This window comes from Providencia sp. PROV141 (genome assembly GCF_028481645.1).
Taxonomy (GTDB): domain Bacteria; phylum Pseudomonadota; class Gammaproteobacteria; order Enterobacterales; family Enterobacteriaceae; genus Providencia; species Providencia rettgeri.
In genome coordinates, this window is record NZ_JAMPPR010000001.1 from 36205 (window position 1) to 50136 (window position 13932).

General features: G+C 39.0%; 11 protein-coding genes. 8 read left to right on the plus strand and 3 right to left on the minus strand.

The genetic code is table 11. The annotated features are described in order from the left end of the window. Window positions 1–26 precede the first annotated feature (26 nt). The 3 genes from PSF09_RS00170 to PSF09_RS00180 are packed head-to-tail and all read left to right on the plus strand — an operon-like array spanning window position 27 to window position 2180. Window positions 27–650, plus strand: a complete 624-nt coding sequence (locus PSF09_RS00170; protein WP_272683310.1) for a fimbrial protein — start codon at window positions 27–29, stop codon at window positions 648–650. 50 nt (window positions 651–700) lie between these two features. Continuing rightward, window positions 701–1600, plus strand: a complete 900-nt coding sequence (locus PSF09_RS00175; protein WP_272683311.1) for a hypothetical protein — start codon at window positions 701–703, stop codon at window positions 1598–1600. Window positions 1601–1649: 49 nt separating this feature from the next. Continuing rightward, window positions 1650–2180 carry a fimbrial protein gene (locus PSF09_RS00180; protein WP_272683312.1) on the plus strand — a complete coding sequence of 177 codons (531 nt, stop codon included), beginning with the start codon at window positions 1650–1652 and terminating at the stop codon, window positions 2178–2180. Window positions 2181–2431: 251 nt separating this feature from the next. Here the strand turns inward: PSF09_RS00180 and PSF09_RS00185 are convergent, their stop codons facing one another. After that, window positions 2432–4045 (minus strand): GMC family oxidoreductase, encoded by a 1614-nt coding sequence (locus tag PSF09_RS00185; RefSeq protein ID WP_272683313.1) that lies wholly within the window; start codon window positions 4043–4045, stop codon window positions 2432–2434. Window positions 4046–4498: 453 nt separating this feature from the next. Between PSF09_RS00185 and PSF09_RS00190 the strand changes: the two genes are divergently transcribed. Then, window positions 4499–5677, plus strand: coding sequence for a calcium:proton antiporter (locus PSF09_RS00190; RefSeq protein ID WP_272683314.1), 1179 nt, complete (start codon window positions 4499–4501; stop codon window positions 5675–5677). 69 nt (window positions 5678–5746) lie between these two features. Here PSF09_RS00190 and PSF09_RS00195 read toward each other — a convergent pair whose 3' ends face one another. Continuing rightward, entirely contained in the window at window positions 5747–6640 is an 894-nt protein-coding gene (locus PSF09_RS00195) for a LysR family transcriptional regulator (RefSeq protein ID WP_272665019.1), read from the minus strand. Between the two features lie 124 nt (window positions 6641–6764). Here PSF09_RS00195 and PSF09_RS00200 point away from each other — a divergent pair, with 124 nt between their 5' ends. Then, on the plus strand, window positions 6765–8414 hold the full coding sequence (locus PSF09_RS00200; RefSeq protein WP_272683414.1) for an alpha-keto acid decarboxylase family protein: 1650 nt from the start codon (window positions 6765–6767) through the stop codon (window positions 8412–8414). Window positions 8415–8452: 38 nt separating this feature from the next. Here the strand turns inward: PSF09_RS00200 and PSF09_RS00205 are convergent, their stop codons facing one another. Next, window positions 8453–9433 (minus strand): Gfo/Idh/MocA family protein, encoded by a 981-nt coding sequence (locus PSF09_RS00205; RefSeq protein WP_272683315.1) that lies wholly within the window; start codon window positions 9431–9433, stop codon window positions 8453–8455. A gap of 466 nt (window positions 9434–9899) precedes the next feature. On the opposite strand from PSF09_RS00205, the gene PSF09_RS00210 reads away from it, so the two are divergent. From PSF09_RS00210 to PSF09_RS00220, 3 genes are read left to right on the plus strand one after another with little or no spacing between them, the layout of a single operon-like run. Next, window positions 9900–10622: an IclR family transcriptional regulator gene (locus PSF09_RS00210; RefSeq protein ID WP_272665021.1), complete on the plus strand. Its 723-nt coding sequence runs from the start codon at window positions 9900–9902 to the stop codon at window positions 10620–10622. 25 nt (window positions 10623–10647) lie between these two features. After that, on the plus strand, window positions 10648–12063 hold the full coding sequence (locus PSF09_RS00215; RefSeq protein WP_272683316.1) for a YfcC family protein: 1416 nt from the start codon (window positions 10648–10650) through the stop codon (window positions 12061–12063). Between the two features lie 4 nt (window positions 12064–12067). Continuing rightward, the gene (locus PSF09_RS00220) at window positions 12068–13888 is read left to right on the plus strand and encodes a CocE/NonD family hydrolase (protein ID WP_272665023.1); all 1821 of its coding nucleotides are present in this window, start codon (window positions 12068–12070) and stop codon (window positions 13886–13888) included. Window positions 13889–13932 lie beyond the last annotated feature (44 nt).

Consider the following 13932-nt stretch of genomic DNA (forward strand, 5'->3'; position numbering starts at 1 on the left):
ATATAAAGCTAAATGAGGACATATTTATGAGCTTAAGAATATACCACTGGCTACGTTCAAAACATGTGGTCATTTCACTTTGCTTAGCCACAGTATTGCCGGCAACTGCTGGCAATAATAATCTGTTTAGGCCTACAGATGGTTGGGAGGTTGATGGCCAGCATGGAGTCATTCATGTTTCAGGTTCTTTAACTGAAAACCCATGCGAATTAGCCATGAAATCTACTAACCAATCAATTTCACTAGGAAATATATCATTCAGTGATTTAAATTCTTCTGAGCAAGTGATGCAGCCTATTCCATTCCAAATTGAGTTGTTAAATTGCCTGCAAGTTCAAAGTGAGCTTCAAAATTTCCAAACTGGAAAAACGGTATGGAGTAGCACACAGCCTGCGGTCAAAGTTAAATTTCTAGCAGTAAGTGAACCTGAATATTCGAATATTATTCGAGTCAATGGAGCATACGGCTTTGGGTTGCAAGTAGCAAATTCAGCAGGGAAAATATTACCAATAGGTAAAGAAAGTAACCCAACGTTAATTGCATCAGGCCAAAATAACTTAACTTATTATGTCTCAGCTATCCGAACGTCCGGCCCACTCATACCTGGTGCTTTTTCTGCATTAATTGCTTTTGAAATGCTATATGATTAACGTCATAACATCGCAATAATAATTTATAAAAATTGATAGGTAATAGCGTAATGCTAAAAAATAAAAACATTTATCTTATAAAAATATTGATGCTAGCTTTACTATTCATAATTAATAGTAAAGCTAATGCAAGCCCATTAAATCCTAACAGTATATATACGACAAGTATAAAGCATCCACTAATTAGTGATGCATACAATGTTATACCAAAAACGTTAGGCCCTTATTTTTTGTATATTCCAGATGAGATCAAAAACAGCACAAATACTGAGTGTAATATTACAGTTATTGCAACTGGTCGCTCATCGACAGGCTCTATACACGCTATGGCAACACCAGATATTACTCTACTATCTGGGTTTAGTAGTATATATAATCTAGGTGTAGTTAAATACTATTCAGTCACACGAAACACACCTAAGCACTGTAGTGAGGTGCTACCTGATTTTGGCGTGAAATTTGGGCAGTTTAATGTTAGATATATCAATTTCTTCGATTATTCTGCATCTGCAACAGGTTATGCAGATACCTGTTTACAAATAATTGTGAATGACAAAACTGTAGGAACAACCTGTTCAGTTAATGTTCCTGAAATCCCTGTATTGCCTTCTTGCAATGTATCTATGCCATTAACTATATCTCATGGTAATGTCAATTCAAATAATATAAATGGAAATATTGCAAATATTGACGGAAGTATATCATGCACTGGCGATATGAGCGCCACATTCCAATTTTTACCTGAAAATAAAATTGATTTATTACATGGTGTAGAAAGCCAATTAGATGTATGTGTCTCAGGAAAATGTATGTCAAATAATTTAGTTCAAACTGAGATTAAAAAAAATACTAACTTACCATTCTCCATTAGCTCAACTCTATCTGCATTGGGAAATCCTGAACCAGGTTCGAGGGTTGGAAATGCTATTCTATCTGTTGTAATTAATTAATAAAAATAAATTTAAATTATTTAATTTATTGATTGGAGTATAAATAATTATGATATTCTTAATTCAAATAATAAAAGAAAGATTACTTTTACTATTTGCAATACTCACGAACACACTGATTATTTTTTTTAGTGGATTTTGTATTGCAGAAACCTATACATTAACAATTAAGGTAGATGTTATTGAAAGCACTTGTGATGTATATGGTGAAAATGGCCCTGGGCAACCTATTGAGGTCTCATTTGGTGAAATAAATCTAAATAAGTTTACCAGTGAGCGCTATACAAAAAATATTGACTATCATTTGGATTGCGGAAATAAATCATCCAGTAATCCAAATCTTAAATTAAAGCTTGAAAGCTCTAGTGCTGGCTTTAATACTGATTTAGTTGAAACATCCAACCCTAATTTAGGTCTAAAAATTCAAGCAGATAATACACTTTTATTACCTAATGAATACCGTAATTTCACTTATCAAACACAGCCAGTATTAACTGCGACACCCGTATTTCATGAAGGAAAAGAAATTGAACTAGGCTCATTTAAGGCTACTGGAATATTAAAAGTTGAATATCAGTAATAGTTTATTTAATTTTAACAAAAAAATGCTGCTTTATTTGATAGATTTAATTAAATGAACATACCTTTGAATACAAAATAAATCATTAAATATAAATATGTTATAAATCAATAAAATAAAAATAATGGTTTACTGTATAACACATAACCTAACATTAGTTCGCTCTAAGTACCATAAGTGTATTGAAACAGCATAAAGCTCAGGTGTTACCTTGGTTTTATGCTGTTTTTTTATATTAGCCTATCACAAGGTTAATTTGTGTTTCTATCTTCCATAATCATCGCTGCGGCGCGTTCTGCAATCATTATCGTTGGTGCGTTGGTATTGCCACTTGGAATTTCAGGCATTACAGAACAGTCCACGACACGTAAGTTTTCAATACCATGTACACGTAACCGCAAATCAGTCACTGATGTTGTGGTATCCGTTCCCATACGGCAAGTTCCCACAGGATGGTAAACTGTTTTACAAAAATTTCGGACAAACTCTTCAAGTTGAGCGTCATCATGACGTACAGAAGCGGGTGGCATTAAAACTTCTTTGCTTAGCGCTTGTAATGAAGGGGAATCCAATACTTCTAAGCCAAACTTAACTGCGCGCTTGCAACCTTCCATATCTTCAGGTGAGGCAAGATAATTAGCGTGAATTTTTAGTGGGGCTTGTGGGTCTGTGCTGCGCAATAAAATTTCACCTCGAGACTTAGGTTGTAAGTAGCCGACCTTTAATGAAAAGCCGTGTGCGGCGGGCAGAGGCTCACCAGGAACGTCATCCCAACTATCTAAAATAGGTAAAAAGTGAATTTGTACATCAGGGCGACCTTGGTTGCAGCTGTCTTTAAATGCAGCGCCTTCTAAAACGTTAGAGGTGAGCAGTCCACTGCGAAATGCCATCCACTCAACCCCGTGTTTAATCGCATTTAAACCTTGGTCCGCGCCGAATAAACTTATTGGCTGCTTAGTTGTGACGTTAATTGACATATGTAGGTGGTCATGAAAATTTTTGCCAACAGGTAGATTCACATGCGTATGGATCCCCAACGAAGACAAATGCTCCTCTGGCCCGATCCCTGATAGCATCAATAATTTTGCAGAGCCCATCGCACCCGAGCAGACCAATACTTCGCAACTGGCAAATGCTTCAACTTCATGGCCATTTTTTCCTTGATAGGCAACACCAATCGCGTGGTTATCGCGGATGATAATACGGTTCACTTGAGTGCTAAGCTTTAATGTCAAATTATCACTCTTTTCCACTGATTTTAAATAGGTTCTTGATGTACTGGCTCTTTCTCCATTATGTGTTGTCGTCTGGTAAAAGCTTGTTCCTTGTTGGCTTTCTCCGTTAAGGTCATTGACATAAGGAAGACCATGCTCTTGCGCTGCACGAATAAATGCCATTGATAATGGGTGCCGGTATCTATTTTCACTGACAGGAAGTGGGCCTTCTGTTCCATGGTATTCTCCTGTCAGGCTTTCATTACTCTCAGCTTTTTTAAACCATGGCAATACATCTGAGTATCCCCAGCCTTCACATCCGTAATTTAGCGCCCAATTATCATAATCTTGTTTCTGGCCTCGGATATAAATCATTCCATTGACAGAACTACTTCCCCCCAACACTTTCCCTTGGGCAATTTGCATTTTACGGTTATTCGCGTGAGGCTCTGGCTCAGTTTCATAAGGCCAACTTTTTTGGGCAATAATTTTCGCCACGCCAGCTGGCATACGAATAAACAAGTGGTTATCGCTACCACCCGCTTCAATAAGTAATACTTTGGATTGCGTCTCTTGGATCAACCGAGCAGCAAGAACACAACCGGCAGAACCTGCACCTACAATAATATAATCATAATTTACTGCGCTCATTTGTCACCCCGCCAAATAAAATAAACAATTTGTTTTCATTTTTTTAACAATAGCGCTTTTGATTCATTAATGTATGAACAATATTCTGCATATGTGATTTAAATCAAAAATAATTTCTCATGTAATTATTATTAGTTCTTAATAAACATTGTTTATTAAGAAAAATTTCAAGCCAAGTCAATACTCAAACCTCACTCAATCTTTATTAATAAATGAATGTTTATAGCTAGTTAATAAGTAATCTGTTATATAGAAATATCCTATTTTATTGTGTTTAAGCGAGTCAAAATCCCCTTCGATGTTATCAGCGACTATAACGCTTATTTCCAAGCAGGAGTTGCAAGATAATCGATGAATGCTATAGTAATGACCGATTAATATTCTTTCGGCTTGAGGACGACCTCAAGTGCGTATCAGCAACAGGGACGGCCCTTTCTTCTAAAGGAAAACAATATGGGGCGCTTCTGTTTCAATAGTTCACTCATCCCGTTAACAACTTGGTGTCGGTTAATTGGCTCTTGGTTAGTCGTCATTTTCTTTATCTTAAGTGGTGAAACATTACTTAATGACAGCCTTTCTGCATTTAGTGCAACTTGGATTTTTTTACTGCTATTCATTACGATTCTAACCGCTTCCTTCGGCGTCGTTAAAGAGGCTGACCATCTTGCTCAACAATTGGGTGAGCCATACGGAACGCTGATCCTGACTTTATCTATTGTCTTAATTGAAGTCATTCTTATTGCCTCGGTTCTACTAGGTCCCGGTGATTTTCCAACCATTGGCCGTGATTCAATATTCGCCGTGATGATGATTATCATGAACCTCGTCGTAGGTATCTGCTTACTCGCAGGTTCAGCTAGAAATGGTGAACAAGAATATAATACGCAAGGGGCAAACAGTTATCTTTCAATGATCGTATTACTGACTGGTTTAGCGTTAGTCCTACCAAATTATACCTCTAGCCAAGAGGAGTATTCCTATACGCAAGCCATTGGTATTTCGGGTATTACTATACTTATCTATGGTGCTTTCTTGTGGATGCAGATGCGAGGCCATCGTCGGTTTTTTATCCAACCGCCTAAAGGGCTGATGAGTGTCCCAGAACAATACATTTCAGCTAACAATGTTTTGACAGACAATAATATCGAAAAGAAAGATAACCACTCTGAGTCAAACAAAAAAGCCATTATCATTCGTTCTTGTGTGTTAATTGGGCTGATACTCCCTATTGTCTTACTTGCGCATTACTTAGCCATCGTGACTGATTACGGAATTGAAGCTTTAGGAGCACCAGTAGCAGTCGGTGGTGTCCTGATCGCCATTATCGTATTTACGCCTGAATCAATCACAGCGGTAAAAGCGGCAATGAATAATGAAATGCAACGAGCGATAAACCTTTGCCAAGGTGCATTTGTCTCAACCGTAGGTTTAACTGTGCCTGCAGTATTAATTATCGGCATTATTACCGGTAAACAAGTCATTATGGGGATTTCAAACGCGGAAATTGTTTTATTCGCAATCACCATGTTACTGACTATGCTTTCATTTAATGGCCAGAAAACATCCCCTATTCAAGGCTGGATGCACCTTGCCATCTTTGCTGTATTTGGGCTTATTCTATTTTATCCGTAATGACTGATAAAACGTGAAGGCTGCATAAGAAAATACCCGATTGGGTATCAAATTTTATGTAAGCCTCGCTTACTCTTTTCTTATTCTTAACATATCCAAAGCCAAATCATGCCATGCTTGTGCACGACGGCTTTGGTGGTGACTTTTTACTGTCGCTAAAGCAATGTCATAAGCCAATGTTGGCTCAATAACTGGAATAACGGATAATCCCACTGAACTGGTGTTCTGCCACATACTGTCCGGAAGTAGCGTTATCCCTACCCCGGCTCTTACCATAGCAGTCACCAAATCTAAATGACTACTGCGCCCAGAAATAGTGGGTTTTTTACCATAAACACCGCAAGCACTAACAACAAGTTCATTAATTAGAAAATCATCAGAAAAGAAAATAAAAGGCTCATCGGCTATTTCACTAAATTTAACAAATTCACGTATTGCGAGTGGATGCTGATTGCTGACCAATAGTATTAATCGGTCGGTTGAAAAAGGGTGTACTTCAAAGTGGTCATCTGCAAATGGTAACATCACAGCTGCAGTTTCAACTTCGCCATTTAACATTGCCTCACGCATTTTGCGCGTACCCAACTCAAGAATTTTCAGTTCCACCTGTGGATAACGTTGGCTAAAAGCCATAATAATATCAGCAAAATAGGTCGATGCTATCACGGGTGGTAGCCCCACGGGTAGTACTCCAGATATAGGGCCTGACCTTTCCAGTAACGCTTTTTTCATACTGCCAAACTGTGAAAGGATTTGCTTCGCATGAGCCAATAAAATATAGCCTTCCTCTGTTAATTTAACGCCATCGACTTCCCTAATCAGCAAAGTATAACCAAGTTCATCTTCTAATTTTTTAATACTGCGGCTAATCGCTGGTTGCGTGACAAATAAACTTTCTGCCGCGCGGCTAAAACCATTGAGCTGCACAACTTCAACAAAATAACGTAATGAACGAATGTCCATTTCGCCCCCTATGATTTTTAGTTATAGATAGAATGAGTTTAAGTGATTTCCTTTAAAGCATAATAAACGATAAAAATAATTCAACTTAGAATTATTAGCTAGGCAATTAATGGAGATCAGCATGATGAATAAGACGGTTATCGAGTACGTATTAGATCAACTTTACCAAATCGGTATTCACGATATTTTTGGTGTTGCTGGTGACTACGCATTTCCTATTGAAGATGCAGTATGTGAAAGTGAAAATATGCGCTGGATTGGTAACTGCAATGAACTCAATGCCTCATATGCTGCGGATGGTTATGCTCGTGTGAAAGGTGCTGCGGCGTTATCAACCACTTTTGGTGTCGGCGAACTCAGTGCTTTAAATGGTATTGCCGGCGCTTATGCTGAACATCTTCCCATTTTTCATCTTGTTGGTATGCCAGCAAGTGGGGTTCAGAAAAACCACCGTTTAGTTCACCACACCCTAGGAAATGGTGATTTCGATGTGTTTTATCAAATGAGCCAACATTTAAGCTGTGCTCACGCTATTTTAACGCCTGAAAACTGTATTGCCGAAACAGAACGTTTAATTACAACCGCTTTACAAGAATCTCGACCCGTTTATTTAGGTTTCCCTTCTGACTACGCTGTTATGCCAATTAAAGCAGATGAAACACCTGAAACTATCACTATAAATAAAAGTCACAGCAAGTCATTATCAGCTGCGGTTACCGCTATTGTCGAAAAGCTCACATCGAGTACAAAAGCCTGCATTATTCCTGGGATTTTAACGGCTCGTTTCGGCTTAACGACTGATGTTGAGGCTATTATCCAGAAAACTGGCCTGCCTTATGCCACCATGTTTATGGATAAAGGGGTATTAAGCGAATCTAACGCTCAATATATGGGGATTTATAATGGAAAACTAATGAACCCTGATGTGCGAGAATTTGTCGAGAGTTGTGACTGTATTATGGGGATCGGTGCAGTATTAACGGACTTCAACTCCGGTAGCTTCACCGCAACGATTGACCCTGAAAGCTGTATTAACATCCTTTCTGACCATGTGAAAGTGGGTTCCGCTATCTACCCAAATGTATTGATGAAAGATGTGTTAGATAAATTAAAAGAACTTGCGCCCTCACTTAACCATGTTGGGCTCAAAGCTCAAGGATTAGGATCACCACAGCAAGGTGAAAATGGCCAAATTACCGCCTCATATTTGTACCCTCGCCTAGAAAAAATGTTCCGTAAGGACGACATTATTATTGCAGAAACGGGGACAGCATCTATGGGGTTAGGTTTTGCTTTATTACCTGAAAATGCACAATTTCACAATCAAACATTATGGGGATCTATCGGCTGGGCTACTCCTGCAGCCTTTGGTGCAGCAATTGCGGAGCCACAGAAGCGAGTTATTTTAGTGACTGGGGAAGGTTCTCACCAACTCACGGCCCAAGAAATTAGCCAGTTTGCCCGCTTTGGTTTAAAACCGATTGTTTTCGTCCTAAATAATGATGGCTATTTAATTGAACGACTTCTGTGTAAAAACCCTGAAGCCTATTACAACGACTTACCCCAATGGAATTATGCACAGCTTCCCGCCGCATTAGGTTGTAATGATTGGTATTGTCAGCGTGTTACCAACTGCAATGAATTAGACAATGCGATTAAGCAGGCCGAACTATCGAACCATGCGGCCTATATTGAGGTAGTTATGGACAGATATGCAGCATCTGAGCTTGCTGAAAAACTGGGGAAATCAGTCGCATCCTTATATTCATATTAGATTGACAAATTATGGCAGCCATTGCGCTGCCAATGTCTTTATGATTCAAATACCAGCCCTACATCGTCTCGTGACTGATGCAATATTTTTGAGACAATTAATGCTAATTCAAGCAATTCATCGCATTTAGCACGGTTTTTACTGGCGACTTGCTCACGAAAGAATGCAAACTCATAGACCATATGATTGATTGCTGCATCCCGAGATACGTTGGATATTTCCCCATCAATACAAACCTCAACTGACTGGCACAGGCTTGGGGCTCCCGTGATACAAATATGCCCTTTAGTACCTTGAATAATAAAGTAACCGGGGCTCGCCGAATCTTTCGCTCCCACACACGATGCAACTGAATGCTCAAAATGGGCTGTTAGTACCCCTGATGTATCAATTCCATTAAACCCTTTATTACAAATATAGTGGCTACTATCGGGTGCTCCCATCAAGGCCGATAACAAATAAATGTTATATAGATTAATATCATAGAGAGCGCCACCTGCTTGCTGTGGGTCAAAAGCGGCATGAATACGGCCTTGCAAATAGTCATTGTATCGACTTGAATATTGGGAATAATTACCGTGAATCACTTTGATTTCACCTATTTTATCAATATGTTGCTTGATAAAATGAAATTCAGGGGTATGAATAGACGTAATGGCTTCAAACAAAAAAAGCCCCCTAGTCTGTGAAATGGAAATTAACGCCTGCAACTGTTGCCAATTTGGTGTAAACGGTTTTTCGCATACCACATGTTTGTCAGCCATCAATGCATCAAAGGTATACTGATAATGCAAATGATTTGGCAAACCTATGTATATCACCTCAACATCCGGGTCTTGTAACAACTTTTGATAATCAGTATATAAGTTTGCTATACCAAATTGTTGGCAAATATCCTGCCCCTTTTCAATACTTTCCGCCCGAACACACAGTGCGACTAGCTCTATCCCCTGCACCTGTATTAAAGCATCAAGAGCCGACATGATTATTTTTCCAGAACCGACCAGCGCTAGTTTCATCTCTGTTATCCATTAAGAAAAGTGAATTTCATTCTGCCATAAGGCTCATTATTTAAGAAATGCCTTCGATGCTTTTTTGATAACCGCTGCCATTTCCGAATTTTTCCCCTTAAAAATTCAATAAAAACGACGTATTTTTTCGCTGGAGGTTCTTTTATTTATTACTGGTGTACGAATCAATTTCACTAGGTGAACCAAATAACCACCATAAATGACGACTAGCTTTCCATTTACAATAATTTCTATTCATGTTCCCATCAAAACTTTCTCGTTTTATGTTTTATGTAACCAATTGTTTTATCTTATAAATATTTCATTTCTCTTTTTTTCACTGGCAGAAACCTTTTTAAAACCCTAACTCACCTCACAATTTATTAACAACTCTCTTGAATCATTTTTTATTATTCCCCATGCTAATTTTATTAAATAAACCAATGGTTTACTGTATAAACCAGTCGAGGTTGAGATGAAAGAGAATATTGTCACTGCCGTTGATGATGCTTTATTGCTATTGATGCTATTAGGTGAAAAAAACAATCTTGGATTAAGTGAACTTGCACGCTTATCTGGCATGAATAAATCCAAGGTATACCGCTTATTATGCACATTAGAAAACCGTCATTTCGTGCAAAAAAATGAAAATCCAGTGACCTATAATTTAGGCCATCAATTATTAAGCTTGGGGAATTGCGCTCGCCAGCAAATAAACTATATCCAAGTCGCGGAAGTTGAAGCAGAGCAACTCCGTCAACGTTTTGATGAAAACATTCAAATGCGTATACGTGACAACGGTGAAATTTTACAAGTTCTTCATAAGCCATCAGGGCAATCACTTCAAGTACGCAGTGAAGCTGGCAATCGCCGACCGTTAGGATCTGGAGCGTCAGGCAGAGTACTATTGGCTTACTCACCTAAAGATGTTCAAGCACATTTTATTGAAAAGAACCCCTCAATTGAAAAATCAATTGCCACCATACGCTCACAAGGTTTTGCCATTACCCGAGGTGAATTAACCGCAGGTATCGGTGCTATTGCCGCACCTATCTTTTCACAACACGGGGAATGCATTGCTTCACTGAGCATTAGCTTACCACTAAGCCGTTTTTCTGATGAAAAAGAACAAGATATGACTGAACAACTGCTTCTGTCTGCTTTACGCATATCAAGGCAGCTCGGTTACGACTCATAATTAATACAATAAAAGAGACAACACCATGCAACCAACAAACAACACCATACAAACTCCATCGTCACCGCCAGGCTGGCAAATGAACCCAGTTTTAGTAATGTTAACTATTGTTATCATTGCCTTTTTAATGACTTATTTTGTTAATTCAGGCCAATATGAACGCGATGGCAAAAAAGTCATTCCTGACTCTTACCAAACTATTACTAAAGACATCACGTTAGAGCAATTATTAGGCACTGAAAAATCAGCAGAAGGTACTGCCGCGCCCGTCAGTTTACCTCAACTGTTTAAAGCGATCCCCGAAGGAATTGTTAAACAATCACCGCTTATTTATATGGTGCTATTCATCGGAGGAATGTTTGGAATTCTCAATAAAACAGGGGCAATAGAATCAGGGTTAGAACGATTGCTTCACGTCACCCGAGGCAATATCTATTTGTTGATCCCTTTCTTAATGATTGTATTTTCCATGGGAAGTACCTTTATGGGGTTAGCCAAAGAGTATCTTTTAGTTATTCCCATGGTTATTGCCTTAGTGAAACGCGTTGGCTTGAATGAACTTATTGGGCTTGCCATTGTAGCGATTGCAGTTAAGGTAGGATACCTCGCCTCCATCACCAACCCATATGCGCTTTCTATAGCACAACCGCTTGTTGGTTTACCCGTTTTTAGTGGTTTAAGTATGCGAATTGCGGCGTACCTTATTTTTATTACACTCGGAATTTTATTTGTTTTCTATAGCATTCGTAAAACGACACTCACAAGCTATGTGGTTGAAGAACATAATCAAGCCACACGATTAACCCATCGCCATAAACTTATGTTAATTGTCTTAGCTATCGGTGTTGCATTTTTAGTCTATGCCTCTAATCGCTGGCATTGGAAAAATAATGATTTATCTGCTTACTATTTATTCTTAAGTGTCATTTTAACTTTTTGTAGTGGTTTAACCGCAAGTGCCGCTGCTAACGCATTTGTCAGTGGAATGAAAAAAGTCCTTATCGCAGGGGTGTTAATTGGGTTAGCGACTGCGGTCGAAATTATTCTTTCTCAAGGTAAAATTCTCGATACCATTATTCATCAATTAGTTGGATTAGTCGGTAATCACGGTCCTTATGTTTCATCATATAGCATGTTTATTTCTCAACTATTATTAGACATTGCCATTCCATCTACTTCTGGGCAAGCCGCTGTCACAATGCCAATTTTAGGCCCCGTTGGTGAAATTTCTGGTGTCTCCCCTCAAACAACTGTTTTTGCATTTTTAATGGGTAATGGGCTGACTAACATGATCACACCAACATCCAGTGGGTTATTAATCTTCTTAGCTACGGCAGGCGTAAGTTGGACTACTTGGGCGAAGTATATTTTACCGCTATTTTTAATTTTTATGGCGATCAGTATCGGCTTACTGACCATCGCCGTGACCATAGGGTATTAATAAGATGGATATGAAGAATTACCGGATAAAAATGCGTGATGGAATAATGCTATCTACCGATGTTTACTTTCCACAAACTCAATCAACTGCGTCTTTTCCCGTTATTATAGAGCGAACCCCCTATGATAAGAGCGCACCTTCTCGTTCGGAAAAAACAGTATCAGGCCAGCAAATAACACGCCAAGAAATGGCGAAATACTTCAATGAGTATGGTTTTATTGTTGTGTATCAAGATTGCCGTGGACGCTATGAGTCCGAAGGAAAGTTCACAAAATATATTAATGAAGCCGAAGATGGTTTTGATACATTACAATGGATTATGGAACAACCCTGGTGTAATGGCAAAATAGGTTCAATGGGCCTCTCTTATGCCGCGCATACACAATTAGCAATGGCGTGTCTAAACCCACCAGGCTTACACACGATGGTGCTGGATTCCGGTGGATTTGCCAACGCCTATCAATGTGGGATCCGTCAAGGAGGCGCTTTTGAACTCAAACAAGCTACTTGGGCATTTAAACAAGCTAAATTAAGCCCACTCGCCCAGCAATCTCCCGATATTTTAGCTGCACTCGAACAAGAAAATATCCATGAATGGTTCACAACAATGCCATGGTATCAAGGACAAACATTGCTTAAACACGTCCCTGAATATGAATCGTATTTATTTGAACAATGGGAAGAAGAGTGTTTTTCCGATTATTGGCAGAAAATAGGCATCTATGCTGAAGGCTACTATGACCAAATACCTGATATCCCAGTATTATTCATGTCCAGTTGGTATGATGCCTATGTCAGTTCAACATTAGATAACTATCATGCATTTGTTACTAAAAAACAATCACCTCAAAAATTAATCATGGGCCCTTGGCTCCATGGTGACCGCAATATCACTCATAGTGGTGACGCAGAGTTCGGTGATATCGCCGCATTTGATAATAATGTCAGTGAAAATTGGCTTTCTTGCCGGTTAAACTGGTTTGAAGCTCACTTAAAAGATGAAGACTCCAAAAACAATCATGAAGATGTAACGATATTTATGATGGGTGGTGGAAGCGGTAAACGTGACCGACAAGGGCGTATAGAGCATGGTGGAAAATGGCTTAACTGCCATCAATGGCCTTTAGCAAATACTGAAAAAACTGCATATTATCTGTGGCCAGATAACAAATTATATCTTCACCCCTACACTAAAACAGCCTCAATATCCTATTGTTATGACCCTAAGCACCCTGTCCCTACCATTGGCGGTGCCTTAACTTCAGGCCAACCGATATTTTGGGGAGGAGCTTTTAACCAACGTGAATTACCGCAATTTTTTGGTAGCAAACAAAATAACCTACCTCTTTCTGCACGTAGTGATGTCTTAGTTTTCGAAACCGAAGAATTGCAAACAGATGTCTGTTTAGCCGGTGAAATAGAGGTGTCGCTTTGGATCAGTAGTGATGCTTTAGATACGGATTTTACTGCAAAGCTTATTGATGTTTACCCACCTAGTGTCGATTACCCACAAGGATATGCCATGAATATTACAGATGGCATTATTCGCTGCCGTTTTCGGCATGGATATGAGAAAAAGGAATTATTAACACCGAATGAAATTGTCGAAGTGAGAATTAAGCCCTTTGCCTGTGCAAATCGTTTCGCAAAAGGACACCGTATCCGATTAGATATTTCCAGTAGCAACTTCCCTAAGTATGACTTCAATACAAATACGGGTAAAACTATCGCAGGTGACAGAACGTGGAAAATAGCCTGTAATAGCCTACATTTTTCTAGTGAGCACCCGTCAAAAATTATTTTGCCAGTGATCAACGAAGCTTAAACTCTTATTAGCTAATAAACTATTTGCCCGCTTTAGCTGCCAAC

What these genes read in the sequence shown, in the direction of transcription:
- PSF09_RS00170 (WP_272683310.1), top strand. Translation starts at nt 27, where the DNA reads ATGAGCTTAAGAATATACCACTGGCTACGTTCAAAACATGTGGTCATT.
- PSF09_RS00175 (WP_272683311.1), top strand. Translation starts at nt 701, where the DNA reads ATGCTAAAAAATAAAAACATTTATCTTATAAAAATATTGATGCTAGCT.
- PSF09_RS00180 (WP_272683312.1), top strand. Translation starts at nt 1,650, where the DNA reads ATGATATTCTTAATTCAAATAATAAAAGAAAGATTACTTTTACTATTT.
- PSF09_RS00185 (WP_272683313.1), bottom strand. Translation starts at nt 4,045, where the DNA reads ATGAGCGCAGTAAATTATGATTATATTATTGTAGGTGCAGGTTCTGCC.
- PSF09_RS00190 (WP_272683314.1), top strand. Translation starts at nt 4,499, where the DNA reads ATGGGGCGCTTCTGTTTCAATAGTTCACTCATCCCGTTAACAACTTGG.
- PSF09_RS00195 (WP_272665019.1), bottom strand. Translation starts at nt 6,640, where the DNA reads ATGGACATTCGTTCATTACGTTATTTTGTTGAAGTTGTGCAGCTCAAT.
- PSF09_RS00200 (WP_272683414.1), top strand. Translation starts at nt 6,765, where the DNA reads ATGAATAAGACGGTTATCGAGTACGTATTAGATCAACTTTACCAAATC.
- PSF09_RS00205 (WP_272683315.1), bottom strand. Translation starts at nt 9,433, where the DNA reads ATGAAACTAGCGCTGGTCGGTTCTGGAAAAATAATCATGTCGGCTCTT.
- PSF09_RS00210 (WP_272665021.1), top strand. Translation starts at nt 9,900, where the DNA reads ATGAAAGAGAATATTGTCACTGCCGTTGATGATGCTTTATTGCTATTG.
- PSF09_RS00215 (WP_272683316.1), top strand. Translation starts at nt 10,648, where the DNA reads ATGCAACCAACAAACAACACCATACAAACTCCATCGTCACCGCCAGGC.
- PSF09_RS00220 (WP_272665023.1), top strand. Translation starts at nt 12,068, where the DNA reads ATGGATATGAAGAATTACCGGATAAAAATGCGTGATGGAATAATGCTA.